The 19,230-nt window shown below is 50.3% G+C and carries 14 protein-coding genes; 13 read left to right on the top strand and 1 reads right to left on the bottom strand.

All coding sequences use genetic code 11. The annotated features are described in order from the left end of the window. The 11 genes from AC3WT9_RS05470 (at position 1) to AC3WT9_RS05420 (ending at position 16,462) form a co-directional block, all read left to right on the top strand. Positions 1 to 1,557 carry an extracellular solute-binding protein gene (locus AC3WT9_RS05470; RefSeq protein ID WP_341093196.1) on the top strand — a complete coding sequence of 519 codons (1,557 nt, stop codon included), beginning with the start codon at positions 1 to 3 and terminating at the stop codon, positions 1,555 to 1,557. Positions 1,558 to 1,596: 39 nt separating this feature from the next. Further along, positions 1,597 to 4,608, top strand: coding sequence for an alpha/beta hydrolase fold domain-containing protein (locus AC3WT9_RS05465; RefSeq protein WP_341378631.1), 3,012 nt, complete (start codon positions 1,597 to 1,599; stop codon positions 4,606 to 4,608). 103 nt (positions 4,609 to 4,711) lie between these two features. Continuing rightward, positions 4,712 to 4,918, top strand: a complete 207-nt coding sequence (locus tag AC3WT9_RS05460; RefSeq protein WP_341093199.1) for a tautomerase family protein — start codon at positions 4,712 to 4,714, stop codon at positions 4,916 to 4,918. Next, entirely contained in the window at positions 4,908 to 5,864 is a 957-nt protein-coding gene (locus AC3WT9_RS05455) for an ABC transporter permease (RefSeq protein WP_341093200.1), read from the top strand. The genes AC3WT9_RS05460 and AC3WT9_RS05455 overlap by 11 nt, the downstream gene beginning before the upstream one ends. A 21-nt stretch (positions 5,865 to 5,885) precedes the next feature. Beyond that, positions 5,886 to 6,770: a carbohydrate ABC transporter permease gene (locus AC3WT9_RS05450; protein ID WP_341093201.1), complete on the top strand. Its 885-nt coding sequence runs from the start codon at positions 5,886 to 5,888 to the stop codon at positions 6,768 to 6,770. 65 nt (positions 6,771 to 6,835) lie between these two features. Next, on the top strand, positions 6,836 to 7,867 hold the full coding sequence (locus tag AC3WT9_RS05445; protein WP_341093202.1) for a response regulator transcription factor: 1,032 nt from the start codon (positions 6,836 to 6,838) through the stop codon (positions 7,865 to 7,867). Continuing rightward, on the top strand, positions 7,867 to 9,663 hold the full coding sequence (locus AC3WT9_RS05440) for a cache domain-containing sensor histidine kinase (RefSeq protein WP_341093203.1): 1,797 nt from the start codon (positions 7,867 to 7,869) through the stop codon (positions 9,661 to 9,663). The genes AC3WT9_RS05445 and AC3WT9_RS05440 overlap by 1 nt, the downstream gene beginning before the upstream one ends. A 46-nt stretch (positions 9,664 to 9,709) precedes the next feature. After that, entirely contained in the window at positions 9,710 to 10,471 is a 762-nt protein-coding gene (locus AC3WT9_RS05435) for an SDR family NAD(P)-dependent oxidoreductase (protein WP_341378633.1), read from the top strand. Further along, a complete protein-coding gene (locus tag AC3WT9_RS05430) occupies positions 10,468 to 12,552 on the top strand; it encodes a heparinase II/III domain-containing protein (RefSeq protein ID WP_341378634.1) in 2,085 nt (694 codons plus the stop codon). Before AC3WT9_RS05435 ends, AC3WT9_RS05430 begins: the two co-directional genes overlap by 4 nt. Before the next feature lie 2 nt (positions 12,553 to 12,554). Then, complete coding sequence (locus AC3WT9_RS05425; RefSeq protein ID WP_341378635.1) at positions 12,555 to 14,849, top strand: DUF4962 domain-containing protein; 2,295 nt, start codon at positions 12,555 to 12,557, stop codon at positions 14,847 to 14,849. 56 nt (positions 14,850 to 14,905) lie between these two features. Continuing rightward, positions 14,906 to 16,462: an extracellular solute-binding protein gene (locus AC3WT9_RS05420; RefSeq protein ID WP_341093207.1), complete on the top strand. Its 1,557-nt coding sequence runs from the start codon at positions 14,906 to 14,908 to the stop codon at positions 16,460 to 16,462. 141 nt (positions 16,463 to 16,603) lie between these two features. On the opposite strand, the gene AC3WT9_RS05415 is transcribed toward AC3WT9_RS05420, so the two are convergent. Next, positions 16,604 to 17,278 (bottom strand): FadR/GntR family transcriptional regulator, encoded by a 675-nt coding sequence (locus tag AC3WT9_RS05415; RefSeq protein WP_341093208.1) that lies wholly within the window; start codon positions 17,276 to 17,278, stop codon positions 16,604 to 16,606. Positions 17,279 to 17,576: 298 nt separating this feature from the next. Between AC3WT9_RS05415 and AC3WT9_RS05410 the strand changes: the two genes are divergently transcribed. Beyond that, the gene (locus tag AC3WT9_RS05410; RefSeq protein ID WP_341378636.1) at positions 17,577 to 18,533 is read left to right on the top strand and encodes a sugar kinase; all 957 of its coding nucleotides are present in this window, start codon (positions 17,577 to 17,579) and stop codon (positions 18,531 to 18,533) included. A gap of 31 nt (positions 18,534 to 18,564) precedes the next feature. After that, positions 18,565 to 19,230 (top strand): bifunctional 4-hydroxy-2-oxoglutarate aldolase/2-dehydro-3-deoxy-phosphogluconate aldolase, encoded by a 666-nt coding sequence (locus AC3WT9_RS05405; RefSeq protein WP_341378637.1) that lies wholly within the window; start codon positions 18,565 to 18,567, stop codon positions 19,228 to 19,230.

Genomic DNA, 19,230 nt, shown 5'->3' with positions numbered 1-19,230 from the left:
ATGAAGCGTTGGATGCTTACCATAGCGGGAGTTTCATTATTAGCCGCCTCTATGAACGGATGTTCCACTTCAAATAAGGGAGAAGAGGAACAAGCAGGGGAGAATCCGGGAAAGAACACTGCATTCTCCATATCGTTCCGCAGCGGAAACATTTCGTATGCAGACAATCACCCCAATATCAATGATGACAAATGGGTTAAAAAGCTGGAGGAACTTACCCATACAGATCTTAACATCCGTTTGATGCAGCAGAAAAATTTTGACTCGCAAATGATCCAAATGTTCGCGATCAACGACATTCCGGATGTCGTTCAAGCAAGCTCCGGGCTGACGAATCCCCAGTTGGCCGGTTCCGTGGAGGCCGGAGTATTCATGCCCCTTAATGAACTGCTTGAGAAGTATGGGCAAGATCTGCTCAAGAAAGTTCCTAAGGACGCTTGGGAAAAGGAGACCGATGCGAAAGGCAACATCTACGCGATTCCCGAATGGCTGTCCAATCCGTCACGCCGGGCGACTTGGATTCGTGAGGATCTTCTGGAAAAAACGGGGCTGCCAGAGCCGAAAACAGTGGACGACTTCCTGAACGTCATGCGTGCCTTTAAGAAGCTGGGTGTGGAGAATCCATATATGGGCCGGGAGGACTTTGTATATTCGGATATGTTCTTCGGGTCTTACGATACCTTTGGCAATTTCTTTATGAAACAAGGGGATCAAATCGTACCGAAATTTATGAATATCGAGAATATGCAAAAGACGATTCAAACGTATAAGACAATGTTCGACGAAGGACTGATCAACAAGGAATTTGTCACGATTAATCCCACGAAATTCAAGAACGATATTCTCTCAGGCAAAGCGGGCATCTGGAACATGAATGCCAATCTTTTGATCCAATGGGACCAGCAGCTAAAGGAACAGATACCTACCGCGAAAATGAAACTGATCGCCTCCCCGACAGGGCCGGATGGGAAGGGTGGACTTCGCCTTGTCGGTACGGTGCCGCGAGCCTATTTAATCAACAAGAATGCGAAGGACCCTGCCGGAATCGTCAAGTTTTTCAACTGGATGGTCAGTGACGAAGCGGAAAAGTTCTTTACCTTCGGGATTGAAGGGGAAAATTATACGGTAGAGAACGGCAATATTAACTACAAAAGACCGAAAACCGCCGATGAGGTCGACGAGGAAACGTTCCGTCAAATCCTGCTGTGGTTCGTACAAGATACAACCTACAATAAAGGCGCGCTCAGCCTCACCCCTGAAGGAAAAGACTTGATGAAGCTCTACGATACGGTACTTGCGAGTGAGGGGCGTGACGGGATTCAATTCGAACCCCAGGTGCAAGGCTACCAGAAAAACCCGGATATTACTCCAGGGGGAGATAAACTGCCGCCCGTCATATTGACGCATGTGATCAATATGGTATACGGCAAGGAGCCAATTTCCGATTATCCGAAGGTGGTGGAGGAATGGCTGCAAAAAGGGGGGAGTGATGTCGTCAAGGAAGCAACTGAACGTTTTAACAACAACGACGGTGTCATTTTGTCCCGGCAACAATAAGCATTGATAATATCTATACCTTGTCAGGGAGGAATTCATTTGAGAAACGGACTGCGCAGGAAAGTATTTCGATTCAGCACAAGAGTATTGTTGTCCTTGATATTGTTATGTCCACCCCTTGAATTGCAAGCGCTTACTCAGGTACATGCAGAGACACTGGTGCCGATCTCTTCATCGGCTGAGCCTCAGCCGGTTCCGGTTCCGGAAGGCGTTGAGCTGTATGAAGATGTGCTGATTGGAAATGCTGGAACACGTCCGATTTATACTTCGATAGCCGTACCGAAGACCACGCCTCACGCACCGATGCCGGTGATGGTATACATCCATGGGGGAGGCTGGAACCACGGAGACCGGAAGCAAGCCCTTGCCAGTATCTGCAGCTATGTGACCAAGCGGGGATACATCGGAGTTTCACTGGATTACCGGTTAACCCCGGAAGCGCCGTTTCCGGCGCAAATTCAGGACGTGAAGCTGGCAATTCGTTATTTGCGCGCACATGCAGCAGAATATCATCTGGACCCTAGCCGAATCGGTGTATGGGGTACGTCCTCAGGCGGTCATCTTGCTTCGCTGCTCGGTACAACAGCGCAGATCACTTCAGGTGAGACGATCACACTGGATACAGGACATGTCGTCAACGTTCCGGATTTGAGCGGGAATGGCGGTTGGCAGCAATATTCCGATCAAGTCCAAGCCGTTGTCGATATGTACGGACCAGCAGATTTCACCACAAACTTCGCCAATAGCTACAAATCCGTGAAAGCGCTTTTAGGCGGAAATAACGCCTTCTCTGTGCCGGACCAAGCTCGGCTGGCCATGCCTGGCACTTATGCCTCACCGGACGATCCGCCTTTTTTCATCCGCCATGGTGATGCCGATGCGACGATCCCATACACGGACAGCGTTACGTTCTCCAATCAATTGAAGGATGCAGGCGTAAAAGTGGTCGATGTCAAAATCGTGCCAAAACAAGGACACGGCTTCACCGGCGAGGCGGCTGAACAGGCAAGCGCTGAGGCGTGGGCCTTTTTGAATCAATATGTGAAGAACCGTACCACAACAACACCTCCGGGTGAGGTTCTCTACCGGGACCTCACTAGTCTGACGCCGAGCGACGACGCGGTCATCGACAGCAGTAAACCCGCCGGCAACCTTAGAAGTTGCACCGGTAACATTTCTTTCATCCGGTCAACGCTGGCAGAACCCATCCTTCCTTACGCGACGGTAAACGTAACAGCCAGTGACAGCGATGGCAATATCGCAACGAATACTATTGATAATAACTTGTTTACCCGTTGGTCCGCAGCCGGTAACGGTCCTTGGATCGAATACGATTTAGGCGAATGTAAGCCGATCGGCTATTTAGGTATTGCCGTTTATAAAGGAGATACGCGCACGAGCCAATTGAATATCGAAACTTCAAGTGACGGTGCGGTATGGACTCCGGCATGGTCCGGCGCCAGCCGGTTCATGACTACAGAGATGCAGGCATTCGATCTCCCGGACACAGAAGCGAGATTTGTACGCATTGTAGGTCTTGGGAATTCCGATGGCAGTGCGTTTACAAGTTTATCGGAAGTAGATGTCTATGCGCCGTTTGCGAATGGCGATACACCTGTAGCCAGTATCCCGAATTTCACGCCGGGTCCGCCCCGGGAACCGGTCCCGTTCACAGCTCCAGGATTAACCGAAGCTGACGGAACGGTACATCCGGTTCATTCCCCGCATGTGACAACCGGCCGTGTCCTGAATGTGCTGAACTATCATGCCGATCCCGCTGATAACGATACAGACGACGGTCTTGCCATTCAAGCTGCCATAAACAGTGCCCAGCCCGGTGACGAAGTCTATTTGCCGTCCGGGGTTTATAATTTGAACTCGACACTAGATACCCTTGTCAATTTGAAGCTAAAGTCTGGTGTGAATCTTCGCGGTGAAAATCAATCCGCAACCATTCTCAAAACGGCACTCAACAAGGTGAAAAACAGTGCGCTAATGAAGGTATCCGGTCAGCACGATCTGTCCATATCTAATCTCACCTTAACCTCTACCTGGAAGGGTAACTACACAGCAGATCATAAAGTGAACAATCCGGACGCCGGCGGTCCCGACAGTATGATCACCATTGCGAATTTTGGTGAGCTTCCGTCCTACAACATCACGGTTGACGGGATTACTGTTGAGAAATACTCGCGTATGGGCGTGCGTATCGACAACAGCCGTGATATTGTTGTACGCCGCAGTACGTTCCGCAATGCGACGGATGTAGGTCCGGGTGGTGCCGGCTACGGCGTGTCGATTCAGGGCATGGCCAAACAGGATCGTAACGGATACGATAATGACACGCTTTGGAACGTAGTCGAGGATTCTCGTTTCGAAGGGCCTTATTTGCGGCATGGTGCGCTGATCCAATTTGTTGCACATAACAATGTCCTGCGAAACAATCAGTTTACGAATACAAAGCTGGATGCCATCGATCTGCATGGGGAACTCGAATATTTGAACGAGATATACGGCAATGTGATTAGCGATATTCCTTACGGCGCTGCGATCGGACTGGGAAACACCGGCGGAACAGCACCCAGCAACCACAGTAAGACAGGACCACGCAACTATATCCATGACAATACGATTCGCAATACAAGAGAAGGAATCAATGTAACGATGGGTACCCCGGATACAGTCATCGAACGTAATCTGGTTGAAAACACAGCCCACATAGAGGACGCCAAGGGCATTCGGGTACTGAACGGTCCGGGCACGATCATCAAGGAGAATGTCATTCGCAATAATACCGCGCCTAATTATTGGGCTGTCTCGCTTGAGCATGATCCCGGCGACAGCAAAGCAAATAATATCGGGGAAGGTGACCCGCAGAACGTTCAATTGATCGGGAATTTGCTGACCGGCAATACGAACGGCATACGGCTTCTTGCTGGAACCGGGATCACCCTGCAGGGAAATTTCGTTGACAGCGTAAGTCTCAATTATTTCAAAAGCGAACATGTGGTGGTAGAAGGCTGGCCTTCCAAAAACGAAACTAACCCCTAAAGAAAACACAAGTACACTCACAGAAACCCCATATTGCAAGCGCTTTATTGTAGGTAGAATAAGGATAGATTCAATCACTATTCGAGGAAATGGAGGAAAGACGATGCCACATATTGAGATCAGAATGTACGAAGGCCGAACGCGTGAGCAGAAGGAGGAGATAGTCACTGTATTCACGCGGGAGCTATCCCGGATTATTGAACGGGAGGAGCGGTTCATAACCGTCGAATTTGAGGAAATTCCCCTAGATGAGAATGCTCCGGCAAACCTGTTGAAAACAGGACCTGGAGGAAACGGTCATGAAGGCTAAGTTAACTGGGGTAGACCTTATTAACTACAAGGCCGATACGAAAAAGTCCCTGCTCTTAAACATGTGGAAATTCAGAGCGCTGTACGTGATCGCAATTCCCGGGATTTTGTACTTTATCATTTTCAAGTATGTGCCGTTAGCCGGTTCAGTTATTGCGTTTCAGAACTACAACATTTTTAAAGGCTTCACAGGCAGTGAGTGGGTGGGGCTTGAGCACTTTAGAACCATGTTTCAATACCAGGATTTCGGACGGATCTTAAGCAATACGATTCTGCTGGGCTTGTATGATCTTCTATTCGCCTTCCCTGCTCCGATATTGCTTGCGCTCCTGCTGAATGAAATCCGTCTTGTGTTTTACAAACGCTTTTTGCAAACAGTGGTTTATATGCCCCATTTTCTGTCCTGGGTAATTGTCAGTGGAATCGCTTTGGGCATTCTCTCCCCGGGAACAGGGATCGTGAACCAGGTTTTACAGGCTTTCGGGTTTGAACCGATTTATTTTCTTGGTGAAAATTCATACATTCGCACGATTCTGATCAGTTCCGGCATTTGGCGGGATTCCGGGTACGGTACGATCATTTACCTGGCCGCATTAGCAGGAATCAACCCGGATCTGTATGAGGCTGCAGAAGTAGACGGAGCCGGGCGCTGGAAACAAACCATGGCGATTACACTCCCGTCTCTTATACCGACAATTATGATTTTGTTCCTTCTCCATATCGGGAGATTTCTTGATCTTGGCTTCGAGCGGGTCTGGGTATTCCTGAACGCGCTTAATACCGGGAACGGGGAGATTCTGGACACTTATATCTATAAGGCGGGGCTGCTGTCTCAGCAATACAGCTATACAACAGCAGTGGGGCTATTCAAGTCGGTAGTGGGACTCATTCTGGTGCTCATCGGCAACATTTTGAGCAAGAAAACAACCGGTGAATCGCTGTATTAATCGCTCTTTATGGAGGTAGGGATGATGAGAGTACGCTACACTCGCGGCCAGAATCTATTTAATGTGTTTAATCTTTTGTTTCTGACCGCCCTTGCTTTGGCTATGTTTCTGCCGTTTCTGAATGTGATTGCCCAGTCCTTCAGCAGCTCCGAAGCAATTATTAATGGCAGGGTAGGCTTGCTGCCCAAAGATTTTACGGCGATCAATTATCAGTACGTCTTCAGCGATCACTCCATTTGGCGGGCGTTCGGTGTCTCCGTCTATATTACAGTGCTGGGCACCGCCATCAATCTGATTGCGACAGCGTCTCTCGCTTATCCGGTGTCGCGTCCGGAATTCGTAGGGCGAAAATACATCGTCATGATGGTATTGTTCACCATGGTATTCAGCGCCCCCCTAATTCCGAACTTTATTCTGATCAAGAATTTGGGGCTTATGAACTCCCTATGGGCACTCATGATTCCCGGCGCCATCAGCGCATTTAACTTCTTCGTGATGAGAAGCTTCTTCATGCAGCTGCCGCAGGAACTGATTGACTCCTCCCGGATCGACGGGTGCGGCGAGCTGCGGATCATCGTCAGTATGGTACTGCCGCTGTCCAAACCGGTCATGGCCTCATTGGGGATTTTCTACGCCGTCGGACATTGGAACACTTACATGAGCGCGCTCTATTACATCAACAAGCCGTCCTTATGGCCTCTGCAGGTGATGCTGAAGAAGCTCTTCGAGACGGACGATATCAGCATTGATCCGGCTTCCTCGGTCTATAGCTCTCTGGCACACACATCGCCTGAGGGTATCAAAATGGCCGTTATTATTGTCGCAACTATTCCGATTATCATGATTTATCCGTTTCTTCAACGCCATTTCGTTAAAGGAATGATGGTCGGCTCCGTGAAATCCTGATCTATTATAATATGATAGAATAGGAAACGCATGTAGCGAGACGAATCGGAAGGTGGTATCCATGGATGAGATGTGTATTGATCGTAGACGACGAGCCCATGATTCGAAAGGGACTTTCTATCATGATCTCTCAATGCGGCGGGCATCCGTATAACATCAAGCTGGCCCAGAATGGAGAAGAGGCAATTCAGCTCATTATGGAGGAAGCGCCGGATTTTCTGTTTACAGATATCCGTATGCCTAAGGTAGACGGACTGGAGCTGTGCCGGCGATTGTCGGAGATGGAGACGGATATTCAGACCGTTGTCATCTCGGGCTATGGAGATTTTGAATACGCCCGCCAATGCGTGTCTTATGGAGTGAAAGAATATCTCCTGAAGCCCGTAAGCAAAGGGAGCCTTCAAAATGTGATCGCCAAGTTAGAGGCGAATAGAGTGAAGCTGGAGAGCTTTGTCTCTGTCGCCAAGCTTGATGAATGGGTCGTGCGTATGGATGATGCCATCTGGACCTTGGATAAAGAGAAGCTTCACCTTGTATTAAAGGAATGGGAAACGGACTTCCTCCAGCGGAAGATGAGCCGAAGCCAGCAAAAAGAACTTCTGGAAGAGGGCTACACCTTGCTCGTGAAGAGGCTCCATATCAATTCGGTCACACCCCGTAATAGTGTGCTGGACTTGTCTGCAGCATCCGGACCAGATCAGTTATTCCACTGCTTCGCAGAAGCGTCGGCAGCTATACTGGAAGATCTTCGGATCAAGCGCAAGGGCAAGGCAAAGGACCCGATAGAGGAAGCTAAAGCTTTCATAGAAAAACATCTCGCCCAGGAAGTATCGCTGGAGGAGGTGGCGGAGGTGCTCGGTCTGAATGCCTCTTACTTCAGCCAGTTGTTTAAGCACTCGACAGGAGAGACCTTTGTACACTACCGCATTAAACGCAGAATGGAGAAGGCCAAAAGGCTGCTTGCCGATGCAAGCTATCGGATAACCGATATTTCCTATGAGGTCGGGTATGCAGACCACCCTCATTTTACGAAGACGTTCAAGAAGTTCACGGGGCAGGCTCCGTCCGAGTATCGCAACCGGCTGGGAATTGATTGATGAGAAAGAGCCTGTCGAACAAGCTGTTTGCCTCATTTCTGACCGTCATTGTTCTATCCTTGGCCATGGTAGGATTTATCTCTTATTTTCAGGCTTCGGCTGAGCTTGATAAATCTTCGGAGAAGTCCATTGCCCAAGTGATCAGGAGCGCGTCCTATCAAACGGACCTGTATTTGCAAAATTATGAAAAGGCCAGCGATTCCATCCTGTCCTACAATCAGGTCAAACAATTCCTGGATATGGACCCGGAGGACAGCTACTCTTACTATCAATATACAAATGATATACAGAAGGATTTATTTCGATCTTTATTCATTCTTTATCCTCAAATTAACCTGATGTACGTTATTGGTGAACACGGCAAGGCCATTAGCGACGATAACTCCTATCAGGCGTATAGCCTGAAGTTCAATCCGCTGGAACGCTACCGGTTCTTAAGCAAGCATACGCCGGAGAGCGGCCGCATCACCATTCTCAACACGAATGTGATGAATGAAGGGGATCAGAACATTATAACGATGGTCCGCCGGATCAGAGGGGTTTCGTCCTATCACCCCAAGGGCATAGTGGCTATCGAATTCAAGGCAGAAGACCTGGCCCGTATATGGGAACCTCTTGATTTGGGACAAGGCGGGTCCTTCTTTATCATGGACGAATTCGGCAAACTCCTATATCAGCCCGAAGGAAATGAGAACCATCCAGGGTTATCTGCCGGTCACATCCGAAATGTATTTCAGCACCCCAATGACTCTGTTGTGGAAAAGGTAGACGGGAAAGAGTATTTGTTCGTGTCGAGAAAATCCGATTATTCCAAATGGCAGCTTGTGGTATCCATACCGGTTGGCGAGCTGCGCAAGCCCATCTCTACCATTCGTACGACCACGCTGGTTGTAGGAGTTCTCACCCTTATCGGTACTTTGTTGCTTGCCACCTGGTTCGGACGATCCATCACGAAGCCGATCCTTATTCTCAAGGAAGGCATGAGGCAGACGGAAAAAGGCAACTGGCGCAGGCTTGAGATGAATGGCCGTCAGGATGAGCTGGGGGGGTTGATGCATAGCTACAATCTTATGGTGTCCCGGCTGTCCGAAATGATCGAGCGGGTATATGAAGCGGAGCTTACAACCCAGAAGGAGGCCCTGGAGCGTCATCAGGCTGAATTTCAGGCACTTCAGCTGCAGATTAACCCGCACTATCTGTATAACACGTTAGAAACTATTAAATGCTACGCCGTTGTTCAGGATTCGGACGAAATTACAGAAATAGTGGAGGCCATGGCGTTCATGCTTCGTTACTCCATCCAGACCAATCTGGAGGAGATTACGATTGCCAATGAGCTTAATCATGTACTAAGCTACATGACGATTCTCAAGCACCGGAACGGCAGGGAGTTCGAAATTGATGTTGTGATTCCGCCGACGCTGCTACTGGCCAAGATGGTCAGGCTGACGCTTCAGCCTTTGATTGAAAATATTTTTCAGCACGCGTTTCCTGATGGGATTGAAGACAGGCATTATATTCGTATCGACGCCAGAATAGAAAGGGACCGGTTTCTCGTTCTCGTAGAGGATAACGGAGCAGGGATGTCCCGGGAACGGCTAGATAAACTCCGCGAGAAGCTGAACCTGAACCAGCTGGCGGATACAGAAGGTGACTCTCTCTATCATCGAGGTGGGATCGGGCTGATGAACGTCCACCGGAGAATCCAAATGGTATTCGGAGAACAGTACGGGTTAAGCGTCGAAAGTGAGGAGAATGAAGGAACACGGATGATCTTATCCATGCCTGCGGAGTGAAAATACGGATGATTAAGAAAAAAACTACTACTTGGAGGAATATGTAATGAAAATTGATTTGACTGGTAAAATCGCCCTGGTTACAGGGTCCAATGCAGGGATAGGCCGACAAATTTTAGAGACGCTTGCAGCTTCCGGCGCCAAAGTCGCCGTAAACTATCTGTACGGTTCTTCGGAGGAAACGGTCGAAGCCGTCCGCCAGGCTGGAGGAGAAGCTTATGCATTTCAGGCGGATGTCACAAATCCAGCCCAGCTGGACAACATGGTGAAGGAAATAGAGGCACAATTCGGCGGAACCATCGATATCCTCGTCAACAATGCCGGAGGTATGGTCAAGCGGGTTCCCAATACTGAAATGGACGAAGAACATTACAACAAGGTGATGGACGTCAATTTTAAATCATGCGTGTTTGCCTGCAAAGCGGTTGCACCGGGAATGATCGCTAAAAAAAGCGGTAAAATCATCAATGTATCCTCTCTCGCGGCTCATGACGGCGGAGGACCGGGCGCTTCCATCTATGCAGCAGGCAAAGCGGCGGTATGGTCTTATACCAAGGGACTTGCCAAAGAGCTCAGTCCTCACGGGATTAATGTAAACGCTATCTCTCCCGGATTTATCGGTCAAACCGCATTCCATGCCACCTTTACTGCAGATGCGGCAAGACAGGCGACAATTGCAAAGATTCCATTGGGCCGGGAAGGCGCACCGCAGGATGTGAGCAACGTGACACTCTTCCTCGCTTCAGAGCTATCGGATTATCTGACTGGAGAAATCATTGAAATTAACGGAGGCTTGTTCATGCGATGATGAACCTTAAGGAGAAAGCAGACACTTTTTCCTGGGTTGGCCCTGTGGTGGATAAACTGAAGAGGGAGCTGGACCTTTTCCGGGAAGAAGAGATTCGGCTTCCGGCAGAACCCGGCGGCTGGTGGCACCAATATGTGTGCCCCCGGCATCATACCGAGCTAATCTTTAATGCTGCGGAGCAGGACACGTTTGTCTTTACTTGTCCGCAAGGCTGCAAGCTGGAAGGCGAGCCTTACCGGGGAGCCTGGCTGGTATACCGGCATCAGGCGATAGCACGTTATGCACTGCAGGCTGCCGCGGTATTCGCCGCAGACGGGGAAGACTTCTATAGCGGCTTGGCCCAGAAGATTCTTGTTGGATATGCGGAGCAGTTCCCGCTGTATCCGGTTCATCCCGATGCCCAGCCCTGGATGCTTAGCGGCCGTGCCTTTCATCAGGCGCTGACGGAAGCGATCTGGTCGACCACACTTATTCGGGCTTATCTGCTTCTTGTGGACCATGGAGTAACGTTCACGGAAGAGGAAGAGTTGAAACTGCAGGTGTTCTTCACGATGCTGGAGGAGAGCATGGAGCAATACCGCCACATTCTCATTCACGAGAAGAAGAATGCAGAGAACAATTATACCGCATGGCTGAACGCCAGCCTGGCCTGCGTATATGCCGCCAAAGGTACCCGGGCAAAACTCGGTTCCCTGCTGGAGGGGGAAGGCGGTTTCTATCATCATCTTTCTATCGGCGTCAAGCCGGACGGCTTTGAATTTGAAGGCAGCACGTACTACCATATTTTTGTGCTGCGGGCTTACCTCATAGCAGCCGAGATGGCCGGACGCTTCGGGGTTGACCTATATGATGCCAAAGGGGATCAGGGACAATCCATCCGCGGTATGTTTCAGCTGCTGGTAGAGCTTAGCGGCGACAACGGGGAGCTTCCAGCTGTGCATGATGGTCCTTATGCACGCATTCCTTTCGCGCGGGAAATCGTTGAAGTACTTGAAATAGGGTGTACGGCTTATAAAGACCCCACCTACCAGCCTATACTGGCGAATGCTTACCGGTATTTATACGGAAAGGAAGAGCGGAGCGGTCTGGAGGCGGTGCTGTATGGAGAAGGAGAGCGTAAGGAGCTTCATTCTACCTCCACGGCAAGGGTTTCTATCCTGCTGCCGGATTCAGGCTTCGCCGTGCTCCGTCATCCGGGCAACCCGCTGTCCGTACTGGCAGACTTCGGTGAGCATGGCGGATCTCATGGGCATTATGACAAGCTTCATATCACGATTATGCACCGGTTGGGAGAGGTTGCTCCCGAGCTTGGCATGGTTCCTTACGGTTCTATATTGCGCAAGGAATGGTATGCCGAAACCGCGAGTCATAACACGGTCACCATCGGAGGCTGCTCTCAAGCAGCCCATACCGGCAGCTGCAGAGAATTCCGGCAGGAAAGCGATGATACGTATTTATGGATTCGCTCGGATGGCGCCTATGAAGGAGCGGTTCTCGACCGGCATCTTTTGTTGACTGACGGTTGGCTGCTGGACTGGTTTCATGTTGAGCAGACAACGGACCGGAAGCAGGATCAGGAGGTGGACTTATGGTTACATCCGACAGGAGATTTGCTGTTACCGGTCGAGTCCCGCCGCATCCGGAAGGACTCCCCGGCAGTCCTCGGACAGGAAGCGGGCTATGGTTCGGTAGAGGTATTGTCCGTACTGCAGAATGAGTCGGACTGTGCGTTAAGCGCCAGGTGGAGCAGCCGTTATGATCAAGTGGGCCACGCTGCGGAATATGAAGTTTCCGCGTGCACTCTGCTGGCACCCGGCTCCATTCTGCATGAAATCCGCACACCGGGTGTAGCTGAAGACCCGAGCAGTCTGATCCGGGGCATCATGCTTCGGCATAGAGGCCCGTCGGTTGATTTTATTACAGTTTATCGGGCCGGTCATGAATCTGCTGCACTAAAGCTTGTGAGTCAGGCGGGCGAAGAGGTCCGAATCCAGATAGAAACAAACGGGCAAAGAGTTGTCTACTGCCTGAATCCCAAAAAGGGACTGATTCAGGAAAAGTCCCTGAATACGGAGGAGTAGAGATGTCAGAACCTTTATTTCAACCTGCCAGCGGCGTGCTCGACCTGCCTTATGGGCCTGATGAACATTCGGATGTTGGAGAGAACCCGCCGCGTTTTACATGGATGCCCGCAAGTCTGGAGGAAGGGATGTATGAGCTGCAGATCTCCTCATACAAAGAGTTTGAGCCTGAATACACGCTGACCTACAGTCAAATTCCCTATAATCTGTTTACTCCGGATAAACCGCTGGAACCAGGAATGTATTATTGGCGGTACACTCTTATCGGTGATAACCATATCCGTTCAGAGTGGAGCAAAGTAAGAGCTTTCGTGGTTGCGGATGAGCTTCCGCTAACGCCTCTGCCATCCAGAACGGAGCGATACACCGCTGCTTCCGGCAATCATCCGCGGCTTTGGCTTCAGGCGGAACAGCTTGAGTCCTACCGGGAAACCATCCGCCAAGATCCTGACTTAACGGGCTGGAGTGACTTCCTCAAGCATTCCGTACTGCCCTGGACAGAACGAGCGCTTATTCCCGAGCCTGCACCGTATCCGGATAACAAGCGTGTCGCCAAGCTATGGCGGCAGATGTATATGGACTGTCAGGAAGTTTTCTATGCTGTTCGGCATCTAGCCATAGCAGGGATTGTGCTGGAGGACGAAGTGCTTATTGCTAAAGCCAGAGAGTGGCTGCTTCATGCTGCAAGCTGGAACACGGAGGGTACCACCAGCCGGGATTATAATGATGAATGCTCCTTTCGCATAGCCGGAGCGTTGGCATGGGGCTATGATTGGCTGCACGGCTCTCTTACGGAAGAGGAACGGCTAAAGGTGCGGCAGGCACTGCTGCGGAGAACCGGTCAGATCGCCTTCCATGTCATCGAACGCTCCCGAATTCATCAAGTGCCTTATGACAGCCATGCCATCCGTTCTTTATCCTCCGTGCTCGTTCCCTGCTGTATTTCTATGTTGGGCGAGGAGGAGGAGGTTCAGGAATGGCTTGATTATACGCTGGAGTACTTCTCCGCCATGTATACCCCATGGGGTGGCAAGGATGGCGGCTGGGCCGAAGGCCCGATGTATTGGACCACTCAAATGGCTTTTGTTACGGAGGCGCTTAATCTGGTCCGCAAATACATGGGAATCAACTTCTATGAACGTCCCTTCTTCCGCAAAACCGGCGACTTTCCGCTCTATTGCTATAGCCCGGATACCTTGAGGGCCAGCTTCGGGGATCAATCGTCGCTGGGAGATCCGGTCAGTCTCAAGACGGGCTTCAATATCCGCCAATTTGCCGGTTTAACGGGAAATGGACAGTACCAATGGTACTATGAACGGACAAAGGAATTGAATCCAGATAGCCAGATGATCTTCTATAACTACGGCTGGTGGGATTTCCGGTTTGATGAGATGGTTTACCGTACGGATTATCCGCAGATTCCTTCAGAACCACCGCTGGCCGCAGAGCCTCTCAAGTGGTTTCAGGATGTTGGCTGGGTCGCCATGCATCACCGGATGGAAGCTCCGCAGGAACATATCATGATGCTGGCCAAGAGCAGCCGTTACGGTTCTGTGAGCCATAGCCACGGGGATCAGAACGCCTTCCTGCTGCATGCCTTCGGCGAGCCTCTGGCTATCGAAAGCGGCCATTACGTCGCATTCAACAGTACAATGCATATGCAGTGGCGGAAGCAGACCCGCTCCAAGAACGTTATTCTTATTGACGGAAAAGGCCAATATGCCGGCACAGACAAGTCGAAGAACATGGCAGCCTACGGCAAGGTGCTGAAAGCGTCCACTGCACCTGGGATCAGCTACATGCAAATGGATGCAACGGAAGCCTACCGGGAGAATGTACCCTATATCAAACGGTATGTGCGGGAGATCTACTTTTTTGACAGCGCTTATTTTGTCATTACAGATAGTGTTGATCTGGAGTGTCCCGGAAAATTGGATTGGCTGTTCCATACGCTCTATCCCATGAAGTTAAAGGACCAAACCTTCAAAGTAAAGGGCCAAAAAGCTCAAATGGAGGGCAGGTTTGTCTACAGCTCCTCTGGAGATATGGCGCTTAGTCAAAACGACCAATTTACCGATGTAGATCCGAAGGAATGGGAAGGGCTGCCCGGGCACTGGCATTTGACCGCATCCACTCAAGAGGCTATAAGCCATCGGATCGTTACGCTTCTGATTCCCCAAAAATCTGGAAGCCGGGATTACGTATCATACTTCATGGACGATCAGGACCATGGGGTTCATGTTTACTTTACCAATCAGGGGGTTACCCGCCGGGTTGAGATTCCTAAAGCATATTAGTCTAAAAAAACATTTTCATTTGTGTATGGCACCCATTGTACAAGGAGAGGGTTATCATGAAAAAATGGATTGGCGTCTGTCTGACTGCTTTAATGGCTGCTACAGCCGTTGCAGGTTGCGCGGACAAGGACAAAGAAGAGACTGCCGGAGGAGCGTCAAATGCGCCGCAAAAAACTAAATTCTCCATCTCGATGCGGACACTGGCTTTTAACTATGTTGAGAAATCGCCTAATCTGAATAAGGATAAATGGGTGAAAAAACTGGAGGAGATGACAAACACCGATCTGGACATTGTGCTGGTGCCTCATAAAGAATTCGAGCAGAAAATGGTTCAGATGTTTGCCACTAATGATATTCCGGATGTGGTTCAAGGCTCGGGCGGTGTGAACGGCAAGGAAATGGCCGGTTCCGTTGAAGCCGGCGTGTTCATGCCCTTGGATGATCTGCTTGAGCAACACGGTCAGAACCTGTTGAAAGTAATCCCGAAGGAAGCCTGGGAAAACGTCACCTATCAAGGGAAAATCTACGCAATACCGGAGTTCCTGTCCAATCCGTCCCGTCGCGCGACTTGGATTCGCAAGGACCTGCTGGATCAAACCGGCTTGCAGGTTCCAAAAACAGTCGATGAGTACTTGAATGTGCTGCGGGCTTTCAAAAAACTGGGTGTTGATAACCCTTACATGGGCCGCCAGGATTTCAAATATGCCGATGCTTTCTTTGGCGCTTATGATGTTTTTCCGTACCTGACGATGTTCGAGGAAGTAAACGGCCAGGTTCAGCCGAAGTTTATGGATAACGAAAATATGATGAAGGCGTTACAAACATACAACACCATGTATAAAGAGGGGTTGATCAACAAGGAATTTGCCACCATCAACCCGACCAACTATAAAAATGCGATTCTCTCAGGCAACGCGGGCATGTGGACGATGAATGCCAACGAGCTGCTGCAGTGGGAGCAGCAATTGAAGGCTACAACGCCATCCGCCAAGCTGGAGATTATCCCGTCGCCAGTTGGCCCTGACGGAAAAGGCGGCTCTTATTTGTACGGCTCCGCTACGCGCACCTACTTTATCAAGGAAGGTACGAAAAATGCTGCGGATATTGTGAAATTCTTTGACTGGATGCTAAGCGAAGAGGCGGAAACCTTCTTTACCTTCGGGATCAAGGGCGAATCCTACAAAGAAGAGAACGGTAAAATCGTATATACGGCCCCCACGGATTCCGCTGCCATAGATGAAGAGCGCTACCGTCAGTCTTTCTTGTGGCTGGTGCAAGACACCACGTATAACAAGGGTGTTCTGAACATGACGGAAGAAGGCAAAAACCTGATCAAAGTATATGATACGATTCTGGCTAATGAAGGCCGGGACGGGATTCAATTCGACCCTCGTCTGGACGCACTAGTGAAGAATCCAGACATCGCTCCCAACTCGGACACGGCTCCTCCGGTGCTGCTGACGCATATGGTGAAGATGGTGTATGGCAAGGAACCCATCAGTGACTGGCCGAAGGTTGTGGAAGAGTGGCTTTCCAAGGGCGGCGAGGACGTCATCAAGGAAGCTACGGAAAAATACAACTCTAAAGCGGGCGTCACCATGCCCCGCAGATAAGATAGCCCTCCTGACAGTTTAAACCGATGCGGTTACCATTTATTCGGATGGAGATCCATTACTACAGCGAGCTTATAGGCGTGCTAAACAAGCTGTCGAGATTATTCTCGGCAGCTTGTTTTGCAGCGTCACAGGGTGAATCTACTTCTTCAGGGTTGTCAGCATACTCTGGATATGGCTCTCCATTAGCTGCCGGGCTGTTTCGCTTTGTCGTTCCTCAATGGCAATGGCGATCAGAACATGATAATTGGAAGCTTTCGTCCGCATATTGGGCAGCGTATTGGTCTGCTTGCGTCCTTCGGCCAGCAATGGAAGAATCGAATTCAGCATCCGCGCCACTACCGGATTTGCTGCTCCTTCGGCGATTAACTGATGAAAGGCGAGGTCTGTCTCGAAGAAGGGGCCACCTTCCTCCATTTGCCGCACCATTCGCTCTGCCAGTACCCGCAGCCTGCGGATCTGATCGTCATCGGCCCGCTGCGCAGCCAGAGCGGCAAGTTCAGGCTCAATGAGCAGTCTAGCTTCCAGCAGATCCACTATCGAAATGTTTTCCAATTCCTCTAGGGCTACCGCCGGATCATCCAACAGCAGCGGATCGTTTCGTACATACATCCCACGTCCGTGCTCAATGCTGACATTCCCCTGACTCTCTAATATCCGCAGCGCCTCACGTACTGTAGTGACACTAACGGAAAAATCGACAGCTAGCTGCTGCAGAGTAGGGAGCCGATCCCCCGGAGCCCATTCCCCATCAAGGATTTTCTGTTTCATAAGCTCTATAGTAGCCTGAAACGCGGTCTGTTTGATCTGTTTCATGTTTAGCCGTCCTTATCACTTGGAATGAATTCATTTTAGCATAGGAGCTTCTTGAGGATAAGTAGATATGTCTATGTATTGATTTAGTATTGACTAGTAAACAACAAGATAATATGATTGTAGCATAAAGATCGTATCTATATCTAAAAAGTAATTATATTTAACGTTGGGAAACGATGTTTCGTACATTTTTCTGTGTAAAACGGCAGGGGAGTAAGTGATTCAATTTTATTCAAGAATAAAGATATGATCTTTATGCAGAAACTCTATCAGTGATGAAGCAGAAGGAGGAGGGGCAATGGAGGTAGTAACCTTTGGGGAAACCATGGTACTTTTGGCACCGGACCGGATGGTTCCCCTGGAGTATGTGAACGGCTTTCACAAGCATGTTGCCGGAGCCGAAACCAATGTGGCAGTTGGGCTTGCCCGTATGGGACATACCGTGGGCTGGTTCAGCAAGCTCGGAAATGATCCATTTGGACGCTATATTAGGCAGGTCGTAAGAGGACATGGCGTTGATACTTCCGAAGTCAGGATTACAGACGAAGCGCCGACGGGAGTGTTTTTCAAAGAACAAATATCCCCGGATAAAATACAGGTGTACTACTACCGCAAACAATCGGCTGCCAGCCTGATGCACGAGGATGAGCTTAATGAGGCTTATGTTGGAAAAGCCCGCATCCTGCATGTTACCGGCATTACTCCGGCGCTTAGCCCGGAGTGCAGGAAATTAACCTTTCGAGCCCTCGAAGCGGCAAAAAAACACGGTGCTGCCATTGTGTTTGATCCCAATATCCGCTGGAAGCTTTGGAACAGAGAAGAAGCCTGCGTTGTGCTTAACGAAATGGCGGCTCTTGCCGACTACGTGCTGCCCGGTATTGAGGAGGGTCAGTTTCTGACAGGATGCTGTACGCCTGCTGACATCGCAGACCGTCTGCTGAAATCCGGCGCCGGTACTGTCGTAATTAAGCTTGGCGCCAACGGGGCTTATTACAGTAACGGACGAATCGCGGGAGATGAGCCGGGATTTCCCGTGAAGCGGCTCATTGATCCGATGGGTGCCGGAGACGGTTTTGCCGCCGGATTTATAAGCGGATTGCTGCAAGGGGAGGACCTGCCCTCAGCGGTGCGACGCGGCAACGCGGTGGGTTCCATTGTTGTCGGGGTAAGCGGCGATGTGGAGGGTCTTCCGACACGGAAGGATGTGGATCTTCTCCTGGCAGGGGGATCCGACTTGGAGGATATTATCCGGTAAATGAGGGGCATTCCAAAGGAGGAGGAAGGAAATGGACAAAAATCTTCAGATTGAGCGGTTGATAACTTCCGGACTGGTCGCCGTTATTCGCAGACCAGAGCCTGAAAGGGCGGATAAAATTGCCGCGGCACTGGCAGATGGCGGTGTCGGAGCGCTGGAGATTACAGCCGATACGCCGGAAGTGAACAGGTTGATCGCGGACATGAAGGCTAAATATGGAGATCGCCTGCTGGTGGGAGCGGGTACAGTACTGAAGCTGACGCAGGCCGAGCAGGCTATCGCGGCGGGAGCCGATTTTATTTTTTCGCCAAATTTGAATGAGGCAATAGTAGATCTGACCTTAAAGTACGGGCGAATCTCCATCCCCGGCGTGATGACGCCGACCGAAGCTGTCAGAGGGCACGAAGCGGGTGCAGACCTGCTAAAGGTGTTCCCCGGCGGTTCGCTGGGCGCCTCCTACATAAAGGAACTGCAGGGGCCCCTTGGTCATATCCGGATGATGCCGACAGGAGGCATGACACTTGCGAATGTCGGATCCTTCATTGCCGCCGGATCTGTTGCTGTCGGTTTAGGAAGCGCTCTCGTAGACCGGAAAGCGGTGGAGCGGGGCGACTATGCGAAGATAACCGAGACGGCCCGCCAGTTCGCGAAAGAAGTCAGCAAGGCCAGAATGAACAACACAAAAGGAGTTAAATAA

This window comes from Paenibacillus sp. EB106-06-01-XG199, assembly GCF_058791575.1.
This window is presented reverse-complemented; position numbering and strand designations above follow the sequence as displayed.